This window comes from Streptomyces sp. NPDC002886 (genome assembly GCF_042888445.1).
Lineage (GTDB): Bacteria > Actinomycetota > Actinomycetes > Streptomycetales > Streptomycetaceae > Streptomyces.
On sequence record NZ_JBIAPV010000008.1, the window covers coordinates 176,796 to 201,148 of the forward strand.

17 protein-coding genes and 1 riboswitch are annotated in these 24,353 nt (G+C 71.6%); of the genes, 3 read left to right on the forward strand and 14 right to left on the reverse strand.

What is annotated here, in order from left to right:
* Positions 1–11: 11 nt before the first annotated feature.
* From ACFYYB_RS30630 to ACFYYB_RS30665, 8 genes are all read right to left on the reverse strand, one after another.
* Positions 12–293 (reverse strand): hypothetical protein, encoded by a 282-nt coding sequence (locus tag ACFYYB_RS30630; RefSeq protein ID WP_389439260.1) that lies wholly within the window; start codon positions 291–293, stop codon positions 12–14.
* Entirely contained in the window at positions 283–4,938 is a 4,656-nt protein-coding gene (locus ACFYYB_RS30635) for a putative T7SS-secreted protein (protein WP_389439262.1), read from the reverse strand. Before ACFYYB_RS30635 ends, ACFYYB_RS30630 begins: the two co-directional genes overlap by 11 nt.
* Positions 4,938–5,504 carry a hypothetical protein gene (locus ACFYYB_RS30640; protein ID WP_389439264.1) on the reverse strand — a complete coding sequence of 189 codons (567 nt, stop codon included), beginning with the start codon at positions 5,502–5,504 and terminating at the stop codon, positions 4,938–4,940. The genes ACFYYB_RS30635 and ACFYYB_RS30640 overlap by 1 nt, the downstream gene beginning before the upstream one ends.
* Complete coding sequence (locus tag ACFYYB_RS30645) at positions 5,504–5,908, reverse strand: hypothetical protein (RefSeq protein WP_389439266.1); 405 nt, start codon at positions 5,906–5,908, stop codon at positions 5,504–5,506. Before ACFYYB_RS30645 ends, ACFYYB_RS30640 begins: the two co-directional genes overlap by 1 nt.
* A gap of 102 nt (positions 5,909–6,010) precedes the next feature.
* Positions 6,011–6,661: a thymidine kinase gene (locus ACFYYB_RS30650; RefSeq protein WP_389439268.1), complete on the reverse strand. Its 651-nt coding sequence runs from the start codon at positions 6,659–6,661 to the stop codon at positions 6,011–6,013.
* Positions 6,662–6,711: 50 nt separating this feature from the next.
* Positions 6,712–7,917: an alkaline phosphatase family protein gene (locus ACFYYB_RS30655; protein ID WP_389439270.1), complete on the reverse strand. Its 1,206-nt coding sequence runs from the start codon at positions 7,915–7,917 to the stop codon at positions 6,712–6,714.
* On the reverse strand, positions 7,917–8,513 hold the full coding sequence (locus ACFYYB_RS30660) for a DUF5998 family protein (protein WP_389439272.1): 597 nt from the start codon (positions 8,511–8,513) through the stop codon (positions 7,917–7,919). Before ACFYYB_RS30660 ends, ACFYYB_RS30655 begins: the two co-directional genes overlap by 1 nt.
* An 84-nt stretch (positions 8,514–8,597) precedes the next feature.
* Positions 8,598–11,540, reverse strand: a complete 2,943-nt coding sequence (locus ACFYYB_RS30665; RefSeq protein WP_389439274.1) for a GNAT family N-acetyltransferase — start codon at positions 11,538–11,540, stop codon at positions 8,598–8,600.
* Between the two features lie 185 nt (positions 11,541–11,725).
* On the opposite strand from ACFYYB_RS30665, the gene ACFYYB_RS30670 reads away from it, so the two are divergent.
* Positions 11,726–12,007 (forward strand): HPr family phosphocarrier protein, encoded by a 282-nt coding sequence (locus ACFYYB_RS30670; protein WP_327304159.1) that lies wholly within the window; start codon positions 11,726–11,728, stop codon positions 12,005–12,007.
* A 258-nt stretch (positions 12,008–12,265) separates the two neighbouring features.
* Here ACFYYB_RS30670 and ACFYYB_RS30675 read toward each other — a convergent pair whose 3' ends face one another.
* From ACFYYB_RS30675 to ACFYYB_RS30690, 4 genes are all read right to left on the reverse strand, one after another.
* Positions 12,266–12,931 (reverse strand): GntR family transcriptional regulator, encoded by a 666-nt coding sequence (locus tag ACFYYB_RS30675; RefSeq protein ID WP_389439277.1) that lies wholly within the window; start codon positions 12,929–12,931, stop codon positions 12,266–12,268.
* 182 nt (positions 12,932–13,113) lie between these two features.
* Positions 13,114–13,908, reverse strand: a complete 795-nt coding sequence (locus ACFYYB_RS30680) for a M23 family metallopeptidase (RefSeq protein ID WP_389439279.1) — start codon at positions 13,906–13,908, stop codon at positions 13,114–13,116.
* Between the two features lie 12 nt (positions 13,909–13,920).
* Positions 13,921–14,080, reverse strand: a riboswitch (cyclic di-AMP (ydaO/yuaA leader).
* Positions 14,081–14,306: 226 nt separating this feature from the next.
* Entirely contained in the window at positions 14,307–15,674 is a 1,368-nt protein-coding gene (locus tag ACFYYB_RS30685; protein WP_389439462.1) for a M16 family metallopeptidase, read from the reverse strand.
* Between the two features lie 32 nt (positions 15,675–15,706).
* On the reverse strand, positions 15,707–17,068 hold the full coding sequence (locus tag ACFYYB_RS30690; RefSeq protein ID WP_389439281.1) for a M16 family metallopeptidase: 1,362 nt from the start codon (positions 17,066–17,068) through the stop codon (positions 15,707–15,709).
* A gap of 259 nt (positions 17,069–17,327) precedes the next feature.
* Between ACFYYB_RS30690 and ACFYYB_RS30695 the strand changes: the two genes are divergently transcribed.
* Together ACFYYB_RS30695 and ACFYYB_RS30700 are read left to right on the forward strand one after the other, a co-directional pair.
* On the forward strand, positions 17,328–19,784 hold the full coding sequence (locus tag ACFYYB_RS30695; RefSeq protein WP_389439283.1) for a DNA topoisomerase (ATP-hydrolyzing) subunit A: 2,457 nt from the start codon (positions 17,328–17,330) through the stop codon (positions 19,782–19,784).
* 107 nt (positions 19,785–19,891) lie between these two features.
* On the forward strand, positions 19,892–21,991 hold the full coding sequence (locus ACFYYB_RS30700) for a restriction endonuclease (protein ID WP_389439285.1): 2,100 nt from the start codon (positions 19,892–19,894) through the stop codon (positions 21,989–21,991).
* 16 nt (positions 21,992–22,007) lie between these two features.
* Here the strand turns inward: ACFYYB_RS30700 and ACFYYB_RS30705 are convergent, their stop codons facing one another.
* Together ACFYYB_RS30705 and ACFYYB_RS30710 are read right to left on the reverse strand one after the other, a co-directional pair.
* Positions 22,008–23,120, reverse strand: a complete 1,113-nt coding sequence (locus ACFYYB_RS30705; protein ID WP_389439287.1) for a CobW family GTP-binding protein — start codon at positions 23,118–23,120, stop codon at positions 22,008–22,010.
* A 20-nt stretch (positions 23,121–23,140) separates the two neighbouring features.
* A complete protein-coding gene (locus ACFYYB_RS30710; protein WP_389439289.1) occupies positions 23,141–24,316 on the reverse strand; it encodes a citrate synthase in 1,176 nt (391 codons plus the stop codon).
* Between the last annotated feature and the right edge of the window lie 37 nt (positions 24,317–24,353).

A 24,353-nucleotide genomic window follows, 5' to 3' on the forward strand; every position in this document is an offset into this window, starting at 1 on the left:
TCCACCACGTTTCAGCTCGGTTCCTGCACCGCCAGGGCTTCCTCGGCCCGCAGCGCACCCGCACCGGAACCGACGAGGCAGACCTTCCCATGGTGCATTTCGTCCAGCACCTCCCGGGGCTGCCCGTACCACTCGATCTCCGTCAGTTCCACGGTTCCGGCCGCCGGGGAGGGCAGCTGGTAGGTCGTCCCGACGCGTGCGGAACCGTACAGGCTCCGCACCACGCAGACGGCCCGTGAGGCATCCGCGCTCTCGACCGAGACGATGAGGAGCCGGTGGGTGTCAGCCGCCATACTCGTGAGCCCTTCGAACGAATTCCGAGATCTGTTCCGGCGTCAGTTTAGGGACGTCGTATTCCAGCAGGGGGTCCATGTCCGCCTGGTTGATCCGACTGGGGACATGGATGCCCATGTCCCTGAGGATGTCACGGGCGGCCGCGGACGGAATTTCCGCCGACGCACGAGCCGTGACCTCGGCAGGCGTCAGACCGACGGGGACCTCTGCCTCCCTCCGGATGTAGCCGTGAAAGGTCTCCACCCCGTCCAGGGAACTGCGCGGGACGACTTGGACGACGGCGTCGCCGAACTCCTGGGCCCGGGTCGCGAACACCGTCGCCACACCGGGGTCGGTCGATGTCGGCGTGATGGTCAGCTCTTGGACGCCCGGACTTCCGTCGAATCCGCGTGTGGTGCCCCGGAACAGATGCTCGTCCTCACACGGTGTCAGGCCCAGCGGGTCGGCCCAAGTGTGCGGGTTGTGGACGTAGGCCACGGGGTTGGCTGCCGGGGCCAGACCCAGCGGGTCGGGCGAGAGATAGCGCGCCGTCTCCGGGTCGTAGGTCCGCAGGACGTTGTGGTGAAGGCCCGACTCGGGATCGAAGTACTGCCCGGGAAAACGGAGCGGGGTGTACGCCGTCGCGTCCCGGTTCCAGGTGGTCGTGCCCCATACGGTAGCCCTGGTGTGCCAAGCTATCTGCCCGCTCTCGTCGACGAGTTCGGTCGGCGTACCCACCAAGTCCGTGACGATCGAGAAGAAGCGCGTGTCGATCTCGGACTGAGAGGAGCCCGCGGTGATGCGCTCCGTCTGGGTGAGCGGGTGCGCGCCCTGGTGGTTCCAGGTCAGCGTTACCGGGTGCGGCAGATCGGGCGAGAACGTGGTCTGCTCGCACAGCACCGGGCCGTCCCAGGTGAAGAGTGTCTCCTCCACCACCGCTCCGGATCCGGAGAGGCGCTGTTTGGACGTACGACGGCCCAGCGGGTCGTACCGGTATCGCCAGGTCGTGCCGTCCGGTGTGATCACCGAGGTGAGCCGGTCCTCGCAGTCCCACGTGTACCGCCAGGTATCGGGCTTGCGGGAAAGGCGGACCTTCTGCCGGAGGGTGACACGGCCCGCCGCGTCGTACTCGTAGCGAACTGAGCCGGCACGCTGGATACGGGTGCCCTCGTACACCCGCTCTCCCTGGGCCTTGCCACCGGGATGTGAGGTCGGCCATGAGGCCGAGGTCTGGTTGCCCGCCTCGTCGTAGGCATACCGCTCGGTCCAGCTCTCCGCGTCAACCGCCGTGACGCGTGCAGCCGCGTCGAGGGTGATGGCGCTGAGGCCGGTCAGACTGTCGTCGATACTCGTGAGAGCACCGTCTGCGCGGTAGGCGTAGCCGCGTCGCCGCAGGCCCTGCCCATCGTCGCCGAGCAGCTGCTGCCCCGTGCGGCGGCCCACTGCGTCGAAGGTTTGGGAGAGCGAGGATCCGCCGCCCAGGGAACGTGACACGGTCCGGCCGGCAGCATCACGGACGAAGGTGACCGTTCGGCCCGCCGTGGTGAGGCGGGTCCGGCGGCCGGCCGCGTCGTACGTCCACTCGGTCTGCTCCCCCACGGGGGTGGTCCGACCCGTCCGACGACCCACCTCATCGTGGGTGAATCTCAGCGTGCGGCCGTCGACCGTCTCGGAGTGCAGCCGTCCGGCGCGGTCCCGCACCCGTATGACCTCTGCATCCGGACCGACGATCCGGGCGGGCTTGCCCGTAACGTCGTACTCGTAGGTCGTAACCGCTCCGGCGGCCTCCTTGCGGAGGACCTGGCCCAGCTCGTTGTACGCGTAGGTGATCCGTTCGCCGGTGGCCGTGGTGCGGGACGTGAGGCGACCCGCCGGATCGTAGGTGTAGCCGGTGCGCCGGGCGTCGAAATCCCTCTCCCCGGCCAAGCGGCCTGCCTGGTCGTACGTGTACGACCAGGTCAGGCCCTGTGGGTTGGTGACGTCCGTGAGCCGCAGCTCTGCGTCGTGGGTGAAGGTGTACCGCACTCCGTCCGGACCGGTGCGGGCGGTGAGCAGGTCGAAGTCCCCGTACTCGGAGAGGGTCACACCGCCTGCGGCATCGGTGAACCGGACGCAGTTGCCCTCGCCGTCGTACATCCACGACTCCGAACCGCCGTCCGGGGCCGTACGGAGCAGCATCCGGCCCTCCACGCTCCACTCCATGCGGACGGTGTGGCCCAATGGATCCGTCACTGCGGTGGTGCGGCCGAAGGCGTCGTGCTCCCAGCGGGTGGTGTTACCCAGAGGGTCCACGGTTTCGACGAGGAGACCTGCCGCATTGCAGCGGACCGCCGTCTTGTTGCCCAGTGCGTCGGTCACCGAGGCGATGTGCCCGCGCGCGTCGTAGGCGAAGCGGGTGGTGCTGCCCGAGGGGCCCGTCACCGAGGTGCGGTTTCCCCGCTCGTCGTAGGTCTGCCGGACCACGGTGCCGTCGGCGTTCACGATCCGCACGGGCCGCCCGAGGCTGTTGTACTCCGCCGTCGACCTGCGGCCGTCCGCTCCCACTACGGAAGTGACCCGGCCCGCCTCATCGTACGAGAGGCTGGTCCGGCGGCCCAGCGGGTCGGTATGCGAGAGCAGGCGGTTGAAACCATCGCGTTCGGTACGGATCGACGCACCGGTGGCATCGGTCTGGGCCACCACCTGGGCCCGCTCGTTCGTCTCGTAGCGCCGGACGTGGCCCAAAGCATTCGTGGCTCGGGTGACGCCCGGCTCGTACGCGTAGTGCACGTCGAGGTGGCCGCGCGTGCCCGACTGGGCGATGCAGCGGTCGCGGTCGTCGTAGGCGTACTCGAAGCGATGGCCGTTGGTGTCGGTCCAGGAGGTGATGCGGGCCTGGTCGTCGTAGCCGAAACGCAGTGGCCTCCCCGAGGAATTGACCACCTCGGTGAGGTGGCCGCCATCGAAGCCGTAGTCCAGGATCCTGGTGCCTTCCCCCAGGGAGAGCGAGGTGATCCGGCCTTCGGTGGTGGTGATGCACACCCGGTAGCCGCCGCTGTGGCTGACGGCTGACGGGCTGCCGTGATCGTCGTACTCGTAGGCGATCCAGGCACCGTTACGGTCGTCAAGCAGGATCAGGGCGCCCTCGGCGCTGTAGTGCCAAACCCGGCCCGCGTCGGGGTCTGTGACCGTGAACTCGCCCTCGGGTGTGCGGTCCAGTGGCCAGCGCCGGCCATGGGTGGGGAACACCGGGACGCCCGGAGCGGGATGCGGATAGCGCAGCAGGCTGCCGTCCTCGCCGATCCGTACGAGCCCTTCGGCGTCAATCTCCAGCCGCTGGTCGAGCGTGCCGGCCCAGGACGGACCGAACCAACGGCCGGACCGGTACGAGGACTCGAAGGTGCGGGTGAGGGTCAGCGGCAGCGAGCCCGGCAGGACGAGGTCGGTCTGCGGCAGAACCATCCGCCCGGTCGCGACGTCGACCGGGTCATCGATGCACGTCTTGTCGCCGGGGGCGCGCGAGGGGCCGTCGGGGCCGTCCTTGTCCAGGCCGGTGCGGCCGGGCCCCTTGAGGTCATCGGCGTGCTTGGCGACCGATCCGACCTTCTTCAGGGCGCCCAGCCCCTTGGACCCGACGAGCTCCGGGATCATCTTGCCGATGCCCTCGGAGGGGTCCTTCATGAACTCGTCGAGCATCTTCTTGCCCGCGCCCAACGGGTCGTTGGCCATCGTGACCAGACCCGCGGCCGTGGAGTTCAGGTTCGTCACGTACTCGGCCGGGTGCGTGAGGTTGTACGGATCCATCGGGTTCAGCGCCCGCGCGAAGTTCGCGATCCCCGCCGTGCCCTTGAGGACACCGCCCGCCAAGTGCGTCGTGGCCAGGTCCATGTAGTCCATGCCGTCGCCGAGCTGCTTCGCGTACGAGGGCTTCGGCGGAGCCGCGTCCCGCGCCGCCCGGACCGCCGTACGGACCGTCTCCGCGACGTCGTTGCGCTGCTTGCGCGCCGTGTCGAGCTTGTCCTGCGCCGCCGCCGCGAGCGCGGTCCCCGGGTCGGTGAAATGCTCCGAGGGGCGGGGCGGCAGCGTCTCCTTCTTCGCCTTCACCGCGTCGTTGTAGGTGTCGACCAGCTTGTTGTGGGCGTTGCGGGCGTCCGTGGAGACCCTCTTCGCCCGGTTGTACTCCTCCAAGGCCTCCTTGGCCTGCCCCTGCGCCCACTCCACGGTCTCCGCGAACCGGCCCATGGCGTCCGCGGCCTTCCCGAAGGCCTCTGCCGCCTTGAACCAGCGCGGCGGCTCCTTCGCCACCGCCTCCCGGAACGAATCGGCCGTCTTGCCCTTCAGGCCGTCCGGCTCCCCCATCCCCTTCAGACCGTTGCCGACCTTGTCGAAGGACGCCTTGAAGTCGTTCAGGTGGGAAACCTGCGCGCGGATCTTGGAGACACTGCCGTAGACCAGCTTGTGCGGGTCCTCGGTCTGGCCCAGCTCCATCTCGGAGACATCGGCGCCGAGTTGGTTGGCCGCCGAGCGGCTCTTGTCGCGGATCCAGTCCCCGGCGTCGTCCAGACCAACGTCCTCGGCGAGGTCCGCCGTCTTGTCACCGGCCCACTCGATCGCGTCGCCGACCTTCTCCGTGCCCTTCTCGACGCCGTCCTCGATGACGTCCGGTACGAAATCCCGCCAGCCCATCAGTGACCGCCCCCGTCACGCTTCGCCTGCTCCAACAGGTCCTTCAGCGAGCCGATCTTCCCGGTGGAGGTGAGCTGGTCCCCGGTGTCCGACCAGGTCTTCTTGATGTCCTCGGCGCTCTTCTCGAAGGATTCCGGGCTGTAGTCGGGCTTGTAGGCGTCCGCGGAGAAGATGTCACCCCAGGACTTCTGCTCGATCTCGTCCTCACTCGCGTGCGGATTGCCGAACGCGGCCGCGTTCGCGACCACCTTGAACGAACCCTGGAGGTACTGCTCCTCCTCCCACACCGTGCCGGCCGCGATCCCCAACGACCGGGCCAGTGTGCTCGCGTCCTGGACGAGGCTGCGCACGCCCCACTCCCAGCGCTCGCAGAAGTCCTCGAAGTCGCCCGCGAGCCCGGCGTGCCCGGCCTCCATGCCCGTCATGGCCAGGTTCTCGAAGCCCGCACCCATCGAAGCGCCGGCCGCGTCCCCCGACTCCCGCAGCTCCCCGATCGCACCCCGCAGACCGTCCTGGATGTTCTTGACCGCCGCCGGCGAAACCTCGAGGTCCCCGTTCCCCGCCATCAGGCCGCCTCCCCGCGGCCGGCCGGATCCACGGCACTCGCGTCCGGAACGATCCCCGCCACCGGCGGGAAGAACATCGACCCGTCCCCGTCGGCCACGTTCACGGCCACACCGGCCGGACCGTCCGCCGACGGAACCACCTCGTCGACCAGCCGCGCGCCCAGCATCGAGAGGAACTCCCACTCCCGATCGGACTCCCCGCGCGCCTCGGCGAACCGGGCCAGCGCTTCCTCGTCCGTGAACGCGTAGATCCAGCGGATACCGCCCGACACCGCCGACATCAGACCACCGTCGGGACCGTCCGCGAGGGGAACGAGGAGAGCGGCCCGGCGGAACTCGCCGACCAGGCGTGCCGGATCACCCAGCCCGTCCCGTATCGCCGCGATTTCTGCGGTCAGTTCCATGGCTCGTATCCCCTCCAGCGCCGGGCAGCGTCCTTGGGAAACACGCTACCGGGGACCCCATCGGTTCCCCCTGGCACCCTGAAAAGGCCCCCGTCACACCCGTCAGGCGTGGTTGACCGGGAGGACGTCCGGGGAGAGGGCGCCGGCGTGGGCCGCGGCGCTCGTCATCCGCCTGCGGTGGTGGCGGCGGCACAGGACCTCGTAGCCGATCTCCCCCGCCGGGCGGTTCACGTCGCCGACGACGACCTGCTCGCCCTCGACCACCATCTCGCCGTCTATCGTCCGGGCGTTGTGCGTGGCCCGGGCCCCGCACCAGCACAGGGCCTCCACCTGGAGCTGCTCCAGGCGGTCGGCCAGTTCGATCAGGCGCTGCGAGCCCGGGAAGAGCTTCGTGCGGAAGTCCGTCGTGATGCCGAAGGCGAAGACGTCCATGTCGAGGTCGTCCACGATGCGCGCCAACTGGTCGATCTGCTCGGGCGCGAGGAACTGGGCCTCGTCCACGATCACGTAGTCCGCCTTGCCTCCCTTGGTGAGCCGGGCGACCACGTACGCGTACAGGTCCATGCCCTCGGGCGCCTCCACCGCCTCCGTCACCAGGCCGAGACGGGACGAGAGCTTGCCCTCGCCCGCACGGTCGTCACGGGTGAAGATCACGCCCTGCAGGCCACGGGCGTCACGGTTGTGGGCGATCTGGAGCGCCAGCGTGCTCTTTCCGCAGTCCATCGTTCCGGAGAAGAACACCAGCTCGGGCATGGGGGGTGCAGGGCCTTTCGAAGGGAGGGGTGTGAGGAGGAAGGCGCGCGTCAGGAGCGGATTTCGAGCAGCGGGACCAGCTGCTCCGCCGGGGTCATGGAGCCGTGCATGCCCGCGAGGGCCGACTCGTTGGGCTCGGCCCGCGAGGCGGTGATCGCCACGTCGGCCTGGGCCGCGGCGATCACGTCGCCGATGCGGCCGAGGACCCGCTCGTCGCATTCGCCCGGCGCCCCGAACCAGCCCAGGTCCAGGGCCTCCGCTCGGCTCGCCACCCAGAAGCGGTCGCCGAGCACCTCGCGCCAGACGGTCAGGACGTCGGCCTCGGCGCCCGGTACGGCGTACACGTGCCGGGCCCGGCCCTCGCCGCCCAGCAGGGCCACGCCGGCGCCGAGTTCCCAGTCGTCGTCGTAGTCGATGCGGGAGTCCTCGTCGAAGGGGACGTCCACCATGCCGTGGTCGGCGGTCACGTACAGCGCGGTGCGCGGCGGCAGCCGCTCGGCCAGGCGCTGAACCAGGCGGTCCACGTACATGAGCTGGCCGCGCCAGGCGTCGGAGTCCACGCCGTGCCGGTGCCCGGCCCCGTCGAGCTCGCTGTAGTACGTGTACACGAGCGAGCGGTCGCCGGCCGCGAGCCGCTCGGCCGCGAGGTCCATGCGCTCCTCGCCGGTCATCCGGCCGAGGAAGGTGCCGCCGCTCAGCGCGACCTTCGTGAGCGGGGTGGTCTGGAAGGCGGGCGAGGACACCTGAGCCGTGGCCACTCCGGCCGCGTCCGCCTGCTGGAAGACGGTCGGGTACGGCTGCCAGGGCTTGGGCGAGGTCCACGGGTGCCAGCGGAGCTGGTTCATCAGTTCGCCGGTGGCGGGGTTGCGCACGGTGTAGCCGGGCAGGCCGTGCCGCGCGGGCGGCAGGCCGGTGCCGACGGAGGCCAGCGAGGTGGCGGTGGTCGCCGGGAAGCCCGCGGTGATCGGGCGGCCGGTGCCGCCGCGCGAGGTGGCCAGCAGGGAGGTGAGGTACGGGGCCTCGTCCGGGTGGGCCTTGATCTGCTCCCAGCCCATGCCGTCGACCAGGAACACGCAGTTGCGGTCGGCCGGGGTCAGCTCGGCGATCGAGGCCTCGAAGCCGGGCACGCCCTGGCCGGCCACGAGGGTGGGCAGCAGGTCGGCGAGCGAGCCGGTGCCGTAGTGCGGCACCGGGGCTCCGGCCAGGTCCAGCAGCTCGGGCTCGTCCTGCCAGCTCTGCGCGGCGGAGTACGCCATCAGCGGGCGGGGTGGGAGGTGGCCGCCGTCGCTTCGGAGAGCGCCTGTGCGAAGACCAGGGTCTGGCGCACCGCCTCCGGGCCGTCGCCGGCCTCGCTGACGCGGAGGCTGAGGTCGTCGGCGGTGGAGTTGCCGGTGTAGCCGTGGTCGGCGTCGCAGTTCTGGTCGCCGCAGGCGGCGGGTTCCAGGTCGATGCGCGAGACCGCGCCCCAGCCGATGGTCAGCACGACCTCGCGGGGCAGGGTGCCGGGCGTGTAGGACTCGGGGTTGGCGACGACGCGGCTGAGCACCACGGAGGAGATGCTGGCCAACTTGACCGACTCGGTGGAGGTGGTCGCGTACGGCGACGGGGACCCGGCGTCGGCGGCCTGCTCGTCGGTGTGGCTGACGATGAAGCGGTTGCCGGTCAGGACCAGCACGGTGACGTGCCGGCGCACCTCGTTGGAGTCGAAGGTCGTCTCTTGGTGGACCAGGTACGACGACATCGGCTCGCCGCCCACCGCGGCCTCCACGGCCTCGGCCACGAGGGCCGGGTAGTAGCCGCTGCGCTCGATCGCCGTGCGCAGCCCCTGGGTCGTCGTACCGGATTTCGCCATGAGGTCCATCCTAAGGCCCGTACGGGGCACCCCGGCCGCCCTGGGGCTTTTCGTGAAAGTGCCGTCTCTCCGCGGCCCCCGTCCTCAGTAGCTGGGCAGGGTCCGCGGGCCGAGGTCGCCGCGGGCGGGCGGGTGGGCGACGCGGACCGTCGCACTGAGCACGGACAGCCCTTCGGTGGCGACGACGACGGGCTCCAGGGCCACCCCGACCACCTCGGGGTGATCGTCGACGAGGCGGGACAGGCGCAGGAGCAGTTCCTCCAGGGCGGGGGTGTCCACGGGGTCGCTGCCGCGCCAGCCGAACAGCAGCGGAGCGGTGCGGATCGAGCGGATCAGGCTCGCCGCGTCCCTGTCCGTGGCGGGCACCAGCCGGTGGGCGGTGTCCCCGAGCAGTTCGGAGGCGACCCCGGAGAGCCCGAAGGACAGGACGGCGCCGGCGGCGGGGTCGATGACGGAACGGATGACGGTGTCCACGCCCCGGGGGACCATCGACTGGACCACGGGCAGCAGCTCCTGCGGTTTGCCCAGGGCGTGGGTGAGCTCCTCGTACGAACGGCGCAGCTCGGCCTCGGTGGTGAGGTCGAGGCGGACCCCGCCGAGGTCGGCGCGGTGGCGCAGGTGCGGGGCGGTGGTCTTGAGCGCGACGGGGTACCCGAGCACGGCCGCGGCGCGGACGGCGGCGTCGGCGCTGGGGGCCGGGAGCGTGGAGAGCACCCGGATCCCGTACCGGGCCAGCAGCTCGCGGGCGTCCGGGTCGTCCAGGGTGGCCACCTCCTCCCCTACGCCGGCCAGCAGGCGGGAGAGCTGGCCGGCGGCCCCGCTCTCGTCGATGTCCTCGAACTCGGGCACCTGCCCGACCTCGGCGACGGCCCGGCGCCACTGCCCGTACCGGACGGCTTCCGCGACGGCCTTGACGGCCCGCTCGGCGGCGGGGTAGCTGGGGATCCGGGCCGTGCCGGGAGCGGGCGCGGCCCCGCCCCCGGCGCCGCCGCGGGCCGGCTCCGGCCGGAAGGGCGCGGCCGGGGGGACGGGGGCGGCGGGCCGGGAGACGGGCACGGTGTCGGATACGGGCCCGGTGCCGGACACCGGACCGGCGTCGGGCATCGCCTCGGACCCTGCCGCCAGAGCCGCCAGAGCCGTCGCGGGCGTCGGCAGCACCGCGGGCAGCGCGTCCGCGAGGTCCGCCGCGGCGGCCGGCGCCGTGGCGGCCGAGAGCGCCTCGGCGAGGGCGCCCAGCTCCACGTGGACCACGGCCACCGGCTTGCCGGGGTGCGCGGCGGCGGCCGCCCGCAGGGCCTCCGCCAGATCGTCGGCGAGCGCGTGCTCGCTCACCCACGGGATCGCGGTGACGACGACGACGTCGGTGTCCGGCGAGGCCAGCGCCGCGGAGACGGCCCTGCGGAAGTCCTCCGGCGAGGCGGCCGTGGTCAGGTCGAGCGGCGGCAGCGGCCGCAGCCCCTCCGTGAGGCAGGCGTCGTAGGTGAGGACCCCGAGCGATTCCGAGTTGCCGAGGATGGCCACCCGCGGCCCGGCCGGTACGGGCTGCGAGGCCAGCAGCAGGCCGACGTCCACCAGCTCGGTCACCGTGTCGACCCGGATGACGCCGGCCTGCCGCAGCAGCTCCGAGACCGTCGCCTCGGGCAGCCGGGTGCCGGGGACCACGTGTCCGGCGGGGGTGTGCCTGCCTCCCTTGGCCACGACCACGGGCTTGACGGCCGCGGTGCGCCGGGCGAGCCGGGTGAACTTCCTCGGGTTGCCCAGGGTCTCCAGGTACATGAGCGCGACGTCGGTGGCCTCGTCGTCGTACCAGTACTGGAGGATGTCGTTGCCGGAGACGTCGGCCCGGTTTCCGGCGGAGACGAAGGAGGAGAGCCCCTCCCCGCGCCGCAGCAGCCCGGAGAGCAGCGCGATGCCGATCGCCCCGGACTGGGTGAACAGCCCGATCCGGCCCCGGGCGGGGGCCGGAGCGGGGGCCAGGGAGGCGTTCAGCTCCACCTCGGGGGCCGTGTTGATCACCCCGAAGGCGTTCGGTCCGATCAGCCGCATCCCGTACGAGCGCACCTGGCGCACCAGTTCGCGCTGGCGGGCCATGCCCTCGGCCCCGCTCTCCCCGTACCCGGCGGACAGCACGACCAGCCCCTGCACCCCGTGCTCGCCGCAGGCCGCCACCGCGTCCGGGACCCGGTCGGCCGGGACCGCGATGACGGCGAGGTCCACCGGGGCGCCGACGGCGCCGAGCGTGGGGTAGGCGCGTACGCCGTCGAGCAGATCCCGGGTGACCGCCTCGTTGACCGCGTAGAGGTGGCCGTGGAAGCCGCTGTCGCGCAGGTTGCGCAGGGCCGCCGCGCCCACGCCCGCGAGGGAGCGGCTGACGCCGATCACCGCCACCGAGCCGGGGGACAGCAGCCGCTGGACGGAGCGGGCCTCGGCGCGCTGTTCGCGGGCGCGCTGGACGGCGAGGGACTCGGCGGTCGGTTCGAGGTCGAGCGTGAGGTGGACGGAGCCGTCCTCGAAGCTGCGCTTCTGCTGGTAGCCGGCGTCCGTGAACACCTTGATCATCTTGCCGTTGGCGGGCAGTACCTCGGCCGCGAACCGGCGGATCCCCCGCTCGCGGGCCACCGCGCCGATGTGCTCGAGCAGGGCGGAGGCGACCCCGCGTCCCTGATGGGCGTCCTGGACGAGGAAGGCGACCTCGGCCTCGTCGGAGGGGCCGGTGGCGGAGCGGCCGTCCGCGCCGATCCGGTCGTAGCGGACGGTGGCGATGAACTCGCCGCCGATCGTCGCGGCGAGGCCGACCCGGTCCACGTAGTCGTGGTGCGTGAAGCGGTGCACGTCACGGTCGGAGAGCCGGGGGTACGGAGCGAAGAACCGGTAGTACTTCGACTCGTCCGAGACCTGCTCGTAGAAACTGACCAGCCGGCCCGCGTCGGCGGTGGTGATGGGCCGGATCCGGGCGGTCCCGCCGTCCCGAAGGACGACGTCGGCTTCCCAGTGGTCCGGGTACGAGGGGTCGGACGCGGTGGTCATGGGGTCACCTTAAGGCGCGAACGGTTCGATTGGCCTGGGCGCGGCGCATCGGGCAAGCTGGCTCGAATCAGGGCAAGCTGGGGGAGGTCGAACGGCGGGAAACTCGGGCCGAAGGTCGGTTCGACCATTCCGGACGTCGTGAGAGACTGGTCTAGACAACCCGTAAGCACCTGAAGGGCATCACCATGGCAGAGCGCCGCGTCAACGTCGGCTGGGCCGAGGGCCTGCACGCTCGTCCCGCCTCGATCTTCGTCCGCGCGACGACCGCTTCCGGCGTCCCGGTGACCATCGCGAAGGCCGGCGGCGACCCCGTCAACGCCGCCTCCATGCTGGCGGTTCTGGGCCTGGGCGCCCAGGGCGGCGAGGAGATCGTCCTCTCGTCCTCCGCCGATGGCGCCGAGGCCGCGCTGGACCGCCTCGCGAAGCTGGTCGCCGAGGGCCTCGAGGAGCTCCCCGAGACCGTCTGACCCTTCGGGTTCGACCCGCAGGACTTGCTGGACTTGCACGGCGAAGCCGTTGCCCCCGACCCACGAGGTCGAGGGCAACGGCTTCGCTGCTTTCCGTGCGGGGATCCGGCCGGCCGGCTCTGCCCGGCCATTTCGGAACGGCCCGTCCCGGTGGCCCGAATTCCGGCGGCATAATGGCGCCCGGGGCGCGGGGAATTACAAAGGGGCTCGGGGCACTAATTACCGGCCCGGATATCCTCTCTTTGTATACGGCGTTTGTTAATGCGGAACGCTCGCCGTGTTTACGGCAGGTTGCAAAGTCCTCACGCGCATCCTGTGCGCCCCCGCCGCGCGGTCCACGTGCGCCGCCATCAGCATCCGGGCCCGCTCCGCGTCGCCCCGGGCCACCGCGTCCACGATCGCGCCGTGCTCCGCCCAGGACTCCGCGGGCCGCACCGGGGCCTCCACCACGTACATCCAGGCCACCTTGTGGCGCATCTGGGTGAGCAGGGCGATGAGTCCGGGGCTGCCCGAGGCCTGGGAGAGCGTCTCGTGGAACCAGCCGCCCAGGGAGCGCAGATCCTCCCCCTGGCCCCTCCTGGCGCGCTCTTGGCCCAGCCTGACCAGCCCGCGCAGCACCTTGAGGTGGGCCTCGCTGCGCCGCCTGGCCGCCCGGGCGGCCGCGAGGGGCTCCAGCAGCATCCGCAGCTCCAGGAGGTCGGCCGCCTCCTGCTCGGTCGGCTCGGCCACGCAGGCACCGGCATGCCGGCGGGTGGTCACGAACCCCTCGGACTCCAACGTGCGCAGCGCCTCGCGCACCGGAACGCGCGAGACCCCGTACCTGCGGGCCAGGACCTCCTCGGTCAGCCGGGCGCCGGGCCCGAACACCCCGGAGACGATGTCGTCGCGGATCGCTGTGCATACCGTGTGCGCGGGAATACGCAAGACCGGACCTCCGCCTTTTTCGTATGGCTGTGCGCGTTGCGACTCTATTGCAACACACGATAATTTCCGAGGACGGCCGGAAATACGAAACATTCACACAATGCGGAGTGCGAAACACGACGAAGGCCCCGGCTCTCAAAGAGCCGGGGCCTTCGCGGAAGACGTGCGCTGGGGCGAGCGGGTCAGACGCTGACGCCGTGCGAGCGCAGGTACGTGAGGGGGTTGATGTCCGAACCGTAGTCGGCGCCGGTGCGGGCCTCGAAGTGCAGGTGCGGGCCGCTGGAGTTGCCGGTGGAGCCCGACAGGCCGATCTGCTGGCCCGGGGTGACCTGCTGGCCGACCCGGACGCTCAGCGAGGACATGTGACCGTACTGGGTGTACGTGCCGTCGGCGTGCTTGATGACGACGTTGTTGCCGTACGCGCCGCCCCAGCCCGCCTCGACCACGGTGCCCAGGCCGACCGCGTGCACGGAGGTGCCGGAGGAGGCGTGGAAGTCGATGCCGGTGTGGCTGCCGGAGGACCACATGCCGCCGCCCGCGTGGTACTGCGTGCTGACGTAGGAGCCGTCGATCGGCGAAACGAAGGTGTTGAGGCGCTTGCGCTCCTCTTCGCGGGCGGCGCGCTCGGCGGCCTCGCGCTCGGCCTTGGCCTGGGCTTCGGCCTTCGCCTTCGCCTCGGCGGCCCGCTGGCGGGCGTCGGCCTCGGCCTGCGCCTTGGCGGCGGCGGCCTCGGCGGCCCGCTCCTGGGACTGGGCCTGGGCCTCTACGTCACCGGCGAGCTCGTCGGCCAGCACGATGGTGTTCAGGGCGCCGGTGTCCTCCAGCGAGGGGGACTTGTCCGCGGCGAACGCGGGACCGGCCAGGGAGCCCACGACGCCGGTGGCGGCGAGGGCGGCTATGCCGGCGTAGCCGGCGGTCTTGCGGCTCAGACGGCTCGAACCACGGTGCTTGCCGGCGGCACTACTGCCAAACGCCATGAAGGGGCTGATCCTTTCCTTCCCTCTCGCCTACCGGGTTAGCTGACGGGTTCGGAGCAGGAAGGTCTCCTACGGGCCCCCTCTTGCGAGGCGGTCCGATTCACCCCAGGGACACAAGTGGGTCCCCGGCTCCCCAGGCTCGCGCCTGACGGGGACTCGGCGATCACTGCCCGGTGCCGCGGACGCGGCGGTTACAACTGACGGACAGCACGGCCGACGCTAGGCGGATCATCAGTCAATCGCCAAACAGACGCGCCTTTTTGTTGCGTACGCCACACCACATACAAGCAACCACACCAGAAAAGGGACAAGCAACCCAAAAGGGACCCCAGCGGACAAGCCGCCGGAGCCCCTTCCGCGGCGGGCCAGTTGACGGCCCGCCGGAGATCAACTGACGATCAGTTGGCGACCACGGTCACTTCGCCGATGCCGAGGGCCCGTACCGGCTCCTCGATCAGCGAGGCGTCCCCGACCAGGACCGTGACCAGACGGTCCACCGGGAAGGCGCTGACGACCGCCGAAGTGGCCTCCACCGTCCCCGTTTCGGCCAGCCGCGCGTACAACTGCGCCTGGTAGTCGTCCGGAAGCTCCTGCTCGACCTGGTCGGCGAGCGTGCCCGCGACGGAGGCCGCCGTCTCGAACTTCAGCGGGGCCACCCCCACCAAGTTCTGCACGGCCACGTCCCGTTCGGCGTCGGTCAGGCCGCCCTCCGCGAGGGTACGCAGCACCGTCCAGAGGTCGTCCAGGGCCGGGCCGGTGTTCGGGGTGTCCACCGAGCCGCTGATGGCGAGCATCGAGGCGCCCTTGCCGTCGGCGGTGGAGCGCAGCACCTGGCCGAAGGCGCGCACGCCGTACGTGTACCCCTTCTCCTCGCGCAGCACCTTGTCCAGCCGGGAGGTGAGCGTGCCGCCCAGGCAGTACGTGCCGAGCACCTGGGGCGCCCAGACCCGGTCGTGCCGGTCCGCCCCGATGCGGCCGATCAGCAGCTGCGTCTGGACCGCGCCGGGCCGGTCCACGATGACCACGCGGCCCGTGTCGTCGGCGGTGATCGGCGGGACCGGGCGCGGGGCGGTGGTGTCGCCGGTCCACGCGCCCAGGGTGTCGGCCAGGACGGCGTCCAGGTCGATGCCGGTCAGATCGCCCACGACCACCGCGGTGGCGGTCGCGGGGCGCACGTGGGCCTCGTAGAAGGCGCGTACGGCCGCGGAGTCGATGCGGGCGACCGTCTCCTCGGTTCCCTGACGCGGGCGCGACATCCGCAGGGTGGCCGGGAAGAGCTCCTTCGAGAGCTGCTTGGCGGCGCGGCGCTGCGGGTTGGCGCTCTCGTGCGGGATCTCGTCGAGCCGGTTGCGCACCAGGCGGTCGACCTCGGCGTCGGCGAAGGCCGGCGCGCGCAGCGCCTCGGCGACCAGCCCCAGCGCCTTGTGCAGGCGGGAGGCCGGGACCTCCAGGGAGACCCGCAGGCCGGGGTGGTCGGCGTGCGCGTCGAGGGTGGCGCCGCAGCGCTCCAGCTCGGCGGCGAACTCCTCGGCGGAGCGCTTGTCGGTGCCCTCCGACAGGGCGCGGACCATGATCGTGGCCACGCCGTCGAGGCCCTCGGGCTCCGCGTCGAGCGGGGCGGCGAGGTTGATCTCGACCGCGACGACCTGCTGGCCCGGGCGCTGGCAGCGCAGCAGGGTCAGGCCGTTGGCCAGTACCCCGCGCTCGGGGGCCGGGAAGGCCCACGGCTGCGGCTCGCCGGCCTCGGGGCGCGGGTGGAAGGTCATCGTGACGGCTGCGGTGTCGGCTGCGGTGTCGCTCACTGCTCCGCCCCCTCGTTCTGGTCGCTCGCGTCGGTCTCTTCGGTGTCTTCGGCGTCGTCCGCGGCGATCGGCTCGTAGACGAGCACCGCCCGGTTGTCGGGGCGCAGTCGGGCCGCGGCCACGGCCTGCACCTCCTCGGCGGTGATGTCGAGGACGCGCTGGACGGCGGTCAGCGCCAGCTGCGGGTCGCCGAACAGCACCGCGAAGCGGCACAGTTCGTCGGCGCGGCCCGCCACCGTGCTCAGCCGGTCCAGCCACTCGCGCTCCAGCTGGGCCTGCGCGCGCTCCATCTCCTCGGCCGTCGGGCCCTCGGCGGCGAACCGCGCGAGCTCCTCGTCCACGGCCGCCTCGATGGCGGGCACCTCGACCCCGCTGGAGGTCTTGACGTCCAGCCAGCCCAGCGAGGGCGCGCCGGCGAGGCGCAGCATGCCGAAGCCGGCGGCCACGGCACTCTGGTCACGGCGCACCAGCCGGTTGTGCAGACGGGAGGACTCGCCGCTGCCCAGGACGGTCAGCGCCACGTCGGCGGCGTCGCACTCGCGGGTGCCGTCGTGCGGGAGGCGGTAGGCCGCCATCAGCGCGCGGGCCGGGACCTCCTCGACGATCTCCTCGCGCAGCTGCCCGCCCATGATCTCGGGGAGCGAACCGTCGCGCGGCGGCTGCTTGCCGTCGTGGCCGGGGATGGTGCCGAAGTACTTCTCCACCCAGGCGAGGGTCTTCTCGGGGTCGATGTCGCCGACGACCGAGAGCACCGCGTTGTTGGGCGCGTAGTACGTACGGAAGAACGCGCGCGCGTCCTCCAGGGACGCGGCGTCCAGATCGGCCATGGACCCGATCGGGGTGTGGTGGTACGGGTGGCCCTCCGGGTAGGCCAGGGCCGTCAGCCTCTCGAAGGCCGTGCCGTAGGGGACGTTGTCGTACCGCTGGCGGCGCTCGTTCTTGACGACGTCGCGCTGGTTCTCCATGGACTCGTCGTCCAGGGCGGCCAGCAGCGAGCCCATCCGGTCCGCCTCCAGCCACAGCGCGAGCTCCAGCTGGTGGGTCGGCATCGTCTCGAAGTAGTTGGTCCGCTCGAAGCTGGTGGTCCCGTTGAGGGAGCCGCCGGCTCCCTGGACCAGTTCGAAGTGGCCGTTTCCGGAGACGTTCTTCGACCCCTGGAACATCAGGTGCTCGAAGAGGTGAGCCAGGCCCGTACGTCCCTTGACTTCGTGGCGCGAGCCGACGTCGTACCAGAGGCAGACCGCGGCGACCGGAGTCAGGTGGTCCTCGGACAGCACCACGCGCAGGCCGTTGGCCAGCCGGTGCTCGGTCGCTGTGAGGCCGCCGGAGCCTGCGTGAGCTGTGGCCGTGTGACCCATGGGCATGTGGTCCCTTCGATCGCGATGCAGAGATTCCTGTCAGACCTGCCACTGTATGCAAGCGTGTCGCCGGGCGGAGAAGTTCCCGGCCCAGTCCTGGGTCGGAGTCGGCGATGTCGGTGCCTCGGGCCACAATGGTCCGCGTCACCCCTGTCCGAAACCGCTCGCCCGACCGTCCCAGCCCCGTCCCAGTCCCGTACCCGCCCCACCCCGTGAGAGCTCAGCTCATCCCGATTCTTGGTTAAGGAGCCGCGCAGCGATGGCCCGCCGCAGCACGAAGACCCCGCCGCCGGAGGATTTCGAGGAGAAGATCCTCGACATCGACGTCGTCGACGAAATGCAGGGCTCCTTCCTCGAGTACGCGTACTCGGTGATCTACTCCCGCGCCCTGCCCGACGCCCGCGACGGCATGAAGCCGGTGCACCGGCGCATCGTCTACCAGATGAACGAGATGGGCCTGCGCCCCGACCGCGGCTACGTGAAGTGCGCCCGTGTCGTCGGCGAGGTCATGGGCAAGCTGCACCCGCACGGCGACGCGTCGATCTACGACGCCCTCGTGCGCATGGCGCAGCCCTTCTCCATGCGGCTCCCGCTGGTCGACGGCCACGGCAACTTCGGCTCGCTCGGCAACGACGACCCGCCGGCCGCGATGCGGTACACCGAGTCGAAGATGGCCGACGCCGCCTCGCTGATGACGGACGGGATCGACGAGGACACCGTCGACTTCGCCGCGAACTACGACGGCCAGGAGCGCGAACCGGTCGTCCTGCCGGCGGCGTACCCGAACCTGCTGGTCAACGGCGCCTCCGGCATCGCCGTGGGCATGGCCACCAACATGGCCCCGCACAACCTGGGCGAGGTCATCGCGGCCGCCCGCCACCTGATCCGCTACCCGGAAGCGGACCTGGACGCGCTGATGCGCTTCGTACCGGGTCCCGACCTGCCCACCGGCGGCCGGATCGTGGGCCTCTCGGGCATCAAGGACGCCTACGAGAACGGCCGCGGCACCTTCAAGATCCGCGCCACGGTGGCCCTGGAGGACGTGACCCCGCGCCGCAAGGGGCTGGTCGTCACCGAACTGCCCTTCACGGTCGGCCCCGAGAAGGTCATCGCGAAGATCAAGGACCTGGTCGGCTCGAAGAAGCTCCAGGGCATCGCGGACGTCAAGGACCTCACGGACCGCTCGCACGGCCTGCGCCTCGTCATCGAGATCAAGAACGGCTTCCACCCCGAGGCCGTCCTGGAGCAGCTGTACAAGCTGACGCCGATGGAGGAGACCTTCGGCATCAACAACGTCGCGCTGGTCGACGGGCAGCCGCTGACGCTGGGCCTCAAGGAACTGCTGGAGGTCTACCTCGACCACCGCTTCGAGGTCGTGCGCCGGCGCAGCGAGTTCCGCCGCGGCAAGCGGCAGAGCCGCCTGCACCTCGTCGAGGGCCTGCTCGTGGCGCTGCTCGACATCGACGAGGTCATCCGGATCATCCGGGACAGCGACAACTCCGCGCAGGCCAAGGAGCGCCTGATGGAGCGCTTCTCGCTGAGCGAGATCCAGACCCAGTACATCCTGGACACCCCGCTGCGCCGGCTCACCCGCTTCGACCGGATCGAGCTGGAGTCCGAGCGCGACCGACTGGCCGGCGAGATCGACGAGCTGACCGGGATCCTGGACTCCGACAGCGAACTGCGCAAGCTGGTCTCGGCGGAACTGGCCGCGGTGTCGAAGAAGTTCGGCACGGAGCGACGTACGGTGCTGCTGGAGTCGGCGGGGACGCCGGTCGCGGCGGTCCCGCTGGAGGTCGAGGACACCCCCTGCCGGGTGCTGCTGTCCTCCACCGGACTGCTGGCCCGCACGCCGAACGCCGAGCCGCTCCCCGAGGAGGAGGGCGGCGCCCGCGCCAAGCACGACCTGATCGTCTCTCAGGTCGCGGCGACCGCCCGGGCGGACATCGGCGTGGTCACCTCGTACGGGCGGCTCCTGCGGCTGTCGGTGATCGACCTGCCGCAGCTGCCCGACACGCACGCCGCGCCGAACCTGGCGGGCGGCGCCCCGGTCACGGAGTTCCTGTCCGGACTGGAGGCGGACGAGAAGGTCGTCTGCCTGACCTCGCTGGACGAGTCGGGGCAGGGCCTGGCGCTCGGCACCGAGCAGGGCGTGGTCAAGCGGGTCGTGCCGGACTATCCGGCCAACAAGGACGAGCTGGAGGTCATCACCCTCAAGGACGGTGACCGGATCATCGGCGCGGTCGAGCTGCGCACGGGCGAGGAGGACCTCGTCTTCATCACCGACGACGCCCAGCTGCTGCGCTACCCGGCCGGCCAAGTGCGCCCGCAGGGCCGCCCGGCGGGCGGTATGGCGGGCATCAAGCTCGCGGACGGCGCCAAGGTGATCCACTTCTCGGCGGTGGACCCGGCCCGCGAGGCCGTGGTGTTCACGGTGGCGGGCTCGCACGGGACGCTGGACGACTCGATGCAGTCCGGGAAGCTCACCCCGTTCGACCAGTACCCGCGCAAGGGAAGGGCCACCGGCGGCGTGCGCTGCCAGCGCTTCCTGAAGGGCGAGGACATCCTGCTGCTGGCCTGGGCGGGCGCGTCCCCGGTCCGCGCGGCGGCGGCGAACGGCACTCCGGCCGCGCTGCCCGCCGTCGACCCGCGCCGCGACGGCTCGGGCACGGCCCTGCCGGCCGTGGTCGGGGCGCTGGCGGGGGCCGCGCTGTAGGAGGTTGCAGGTCATTCGGGTGGTACGTCCAGGGGACGTACCACCCGAATGGCGACTAGTGTTTTCCCTCTTGGCACTGTCGGGTGGGGCGGGGAGACACAGAACTGATGAGTCGTCGGTCGGGCGGATTGATCAGTGACTGGGCGGAAGCCCAGCGCCGGACGCAGCAAACGCAGCTGATCCAGCAGCGCGAGGCCGAACGCCGGCAACGGATGTACGAACGGGACGTGGCCCGGGGTCAGCGCCAGCAGCAGGCCGCCTACAAACAGCACCGCGAGGCCGAGGCCCGGCGGGCGACCGAGCGGCTCGATGCCCAGGTCGCCGCCCTGCAGGGGCTGTTGGCCACCGGCTGCCGGGCGCCGGCGTTCCGGCTGGCCGACCTCGTCAGGCCCGAGCGGCTCGAACCCTTCGATCCCGGGACCCTGGCACACCCCGTACCGCTGCCGCAGCTGCACCACTTCCAGCAGCAGAGCAGCGGCTGGACGCTGGGCTCGAACCGGCGGGCGCAGGCGGAGCGCGAGGCGCACGCCCGGTACACGCACGCCTGGCAGGCGGCTCAGGCCGCGGAGGCGCAGCGGCAGCAGCAACTGGCGGCGTACCGACAGCAGTACGACCGCTGGGCGGCCGAGCAGCTCGCCGGGATCCGCGGGCACAACGGGGGGCTCACCGAGCTGGCCGGGGCGCTGCGCGCGGGCGACGCCGAGGCCGCCGTGGAGTACTTCTCGGCGGCCCTGTACGCCTCGGCCGGCTGGCCTGAGAACCTGCCGCGACAGGTGTCGGCGGCCTACGACCCCGCACGGCGCCAGCTCGTACTGGACTGGGAACTGCCCGGCTACGAGGTGGTGCCGGAGGCCAAGTCGGTGCGGTACGTGCCGAGCACGGACCAGGACAAGGAGACGGCCCGCCCGGCCACGCAGCGGCGGGCGGTCTACCGGGACCTGCTGGCGCAGTGCGTGCTGCTGGTGGTGCGCGATCTGTACGCCGCCGACGAGTTCGGCGTGCTGGAGTCGGTCGTCGTCAACGGTTTCGTGGACGCCCACGATCCGGTGACGGGACGGGAAGCGCAGCTCGTACTGGCCTCGGTGTCGGCGGCGCGGTCCGCTTTCACCGGGCTGCGGCTGGAGCTGGTGAGCGCGGTGGACTGCCTGGTCGAGGGGCTGGGCGGGCAGTTGTCCACGCGGCCGGACCAGTCGGCCGTCGTCCGCCCGGAACGCCGGCCCGGCGAGGTCGGCGGTGTCGTCAGCCACGGCGGGCATGCGGGCCGGGGCGAGGGCCAGGAAGAGGACGAGCCGGACCTCTTCGCGATGGACCCGATCGCCTTCGAGAACCTGGTCGCGGAGCTGTTCCGGGCGATGGGCATGGAGGCGGTGACCACGCAGCGGTCCGGTGACGGCGGCGTGGACATCGAGGCGAACGACCCGTCCCCGATCACGGGTGGGCGGATCGTGGTGCAGGTCAAGCGCTACCGCAACACCGTGTCACCGACGGCGGTCCGGGATCTCTACGGCACGGTGCAGGACAAGGGGGCGAACAAGGGGGTCCTGGTCACCACCGCGACCTTCGGGCCCACCTCGTACACCTTCGCCAACGGCAAGCCGCTGGAGTTGGTTCCCGGGGCCGCGCTCGTGGAGCTGCTGCACCAGCACGGGCTGCGCGGCCGTCTCGGCCCGGGCGCGGCGCCCTCGATACCGGCCCAGCGGGCGGCCGAACCGGAGCCCGCCGCGGACCACAACGTGCTCGGCATGTCCTGGGCGGGGTCGGTCGCACTGGACGTGTGCGCGCTGGTCTGCGAAGGCAACCGGGTGCTGAGCGAGGACCACTTCGTGTTCTTCAACAACCCGAACACCCCGGACGGTTCGGTACGGACCCACGCGCACGCGGCGCCCGACAAGGCGGCGCTGCTGGTCGCCTTCGACGCGTTGCCGCAGCGGGCCGACCGGCTGGTCCTCGTCGCGGCGATCGACCCCGAGGTCAATCCGCACGCCGATCTGGCCGGCTTCACCGACGCCCGGATCCGGCTGCTGGGGGCGGCCGGCGAGGAGCTGGGCCGGCTGGAGGTCTCCGACGGCCGCGCCGGCGAGACCGCCCTGGTCCTGGGATCCTTCCGGCGCCGCCCGGGCGGCGACTGGGACTTCGTCCTGGGCGGCAAGGGCTACCGGGACGGCCTGGAGCCCCTGCTCGGCGACTTCGGCATCGAGGTCGCCTGAGCGGCGCCGGCCGCTCTCAGAAGTCCTCGGGGTCAACCTCCGGGTCCGGCTCGGGCTCCGGGTCGGGGTCGGGGGTGGGCTCCTGCGCCGCCGGGCGGTCGACGTAGCGCAGGACGCCCCACATGGATTCCGGTGCGGCACGCCACGGCTCCGGTTCGCGGCAGTCCTCCAGCTCGCGCAGCAGCGCTGGGCCGTCGGTGCCCGAGCCGATCAGGACGAGCTGCGTCAGGCGCGGTTCGCCCCGGCCCCAGGCGTGCGGGGCGAAGCGGAGGAAGCGGCCGACCGCGTGGACCTCGTACCGCTCCTCGTGGCCGGGGACGCCGAAGTGGACGGAGCCCTTGATCCGGTAGAGGCCGGCCGGGCGGCGGTCGAGGAAGTCGATGAACCGGCGCGGGCTGAGAGCCTCCTCGGAGACGAACTCCGTGCTGGCGTAGGCCGCGTGAACGTGACCCGTGTGATCACCCTCGTGCGCGTGGTCGTCGGCCTGGGCCAGCAGGTCCTCGAAGGACAGCTGGCCGCGCGTCTCGGTCCAGGGGCGGCGGTCGAAGAGCAGTTCCGGGTCGATCCGCCCGTGGTCCGCGCCGATGACCGGGATCCCCGGTGCGCAGAGCGCGGCGAGCGCGGTCTCGATCCGGGTGCGTTCGGCGGCGTCGATCCGGTCCGTCTTGTTGAGCACCACCAGGTCGGCGACGGCGAGGTGCCGGTCGGTCTCGGGGTGCCTGGCCCGGGTCGCGTCGAACTCCGCCGCGTCGACGACGTGCACCATGCCGCCGTAGCGGACCGCCGGGTTCTCGTTGGCGACGAGCATCCGGACCATCTCCTGCGGCTCCGCCAGCCCGCTCGCCTCGATGACGATCACGTCGATGCGGTGGACGGGGTCGGCGAGCTTCTCCAGGTAGGCGTCCAGCTCGCTGCCGTCGACCGCGCAGCAAAGGCAGCCGCCGCCGAGGGAGACCATCGAGTCGCCGACCTGGCCCGCCACCGACATCGCGTCGACCTCGATGGAGCCGAAGTCGTTGACGACGACCCCGATCCGGGTGCCGCCCCGGTTGCCGAGGAGGTGGTTGAGGACGGTCGTCTTGCCGGATCCGAGAAATCCGGCGAGGACGATGACGGGGATGCTGTTCACCCGGTCGATCGTAGCCAGCCTCAGCCGAGGGCGGGGACCGGCTGGGGCGGGGTCGGGCCGGTGTAGCGGGCGGCAGGTCGGATGATCTTCGGGTCGGCGGCCTGCTCCAGGACGTTCGCGCTCCAGCCGACCACGCGGGCCGCGCAGAAGGTCGGCGTGAACATCTCGCGCGGCAGCCCGCACAGCTCCATGACCACGCCCGCGTAGAACTCCACGTTGGTGTGCAGTTCCCGGCCCGGCTTGAGCTCGGCGAGGATCGCCTCGACGTGCCGCTCGACCTCCACGGCGAATTCCACGAGCGGGCCGCCGAACCGCAGGGCGATCCCGCGCAGCATCCGCGAGCGCGGGTCCTCGGTGCGGTAGACGGGGTGTCCGAAGCCCATGATCCGGTCTCCCGCGAGGACCCGCTCGCGGATCCACGGATCGATCCGGTCCGTCGTGCCGATGGCGTCCAGGGTGTCCAGGGCCCGGCTGGGGGCGCCGCCGTGCAGCGGGCCGGAGAGCGCGCCGATCGCCCCGGTGAGGCAGGCCGCGACGTCGGCGCCGGTGGAGGCGATCACGCGGGCGGTGAAGGTGGAGGCGTTGAAGCCGTGGTCGATCGTGGAGATCAGGTACCGCTCGACCGCGCGGGCCCTGACCTGCTCGGGTTCGCGCCCGGTGAGCATGTAGAGGTAGTTGGCCGCGTACGGGAGGTCGTCCCGCGGTTCCACCGGTTCCAGCCCCTGGCCGAGCCGGTACAGGGCGGTGAGCAGGGTCGGTACGGCGGCGCAGGCGGCCAGCGCGTCGGCGGCGCGGCGTTCGGGGGTCAGGTCGTAGACCGGACTGAAGCCGGCGGAGGCGCCGAGCAGCGAGAGCGCCGTGCGCAGTCCGGCGAGCGGGCCGGAGAGGGCGGTGGCGCGGGCCAGGGCGGGCAGGGCGTCCCGCACCTCGGCGGGGAGGCGGCGCAGCGGGGCGATCCCGGCGGTGAACGCGGCCCGCTCGGCGGCGTCGGCCGGCAGCGCGCCTCGGAACATCAGGTGCCACACGTCCTCGAAGGTGCGGCTCCCGGCGAGCTCGACGGCGGAGTACTGGCGGTAGTGGTAGAAGCCCTCACGGCCTCGGACGTCACCGAGCTCGGTCTCGGTGACCACGACTCCCGCGAGTCCGCGGGGGCTTTCGGCGGGTGCGACGGTGGTGTTCATGGATCGACCATCCATGATGGACTCAATCACTGTCAATATTGATTGAATCAAT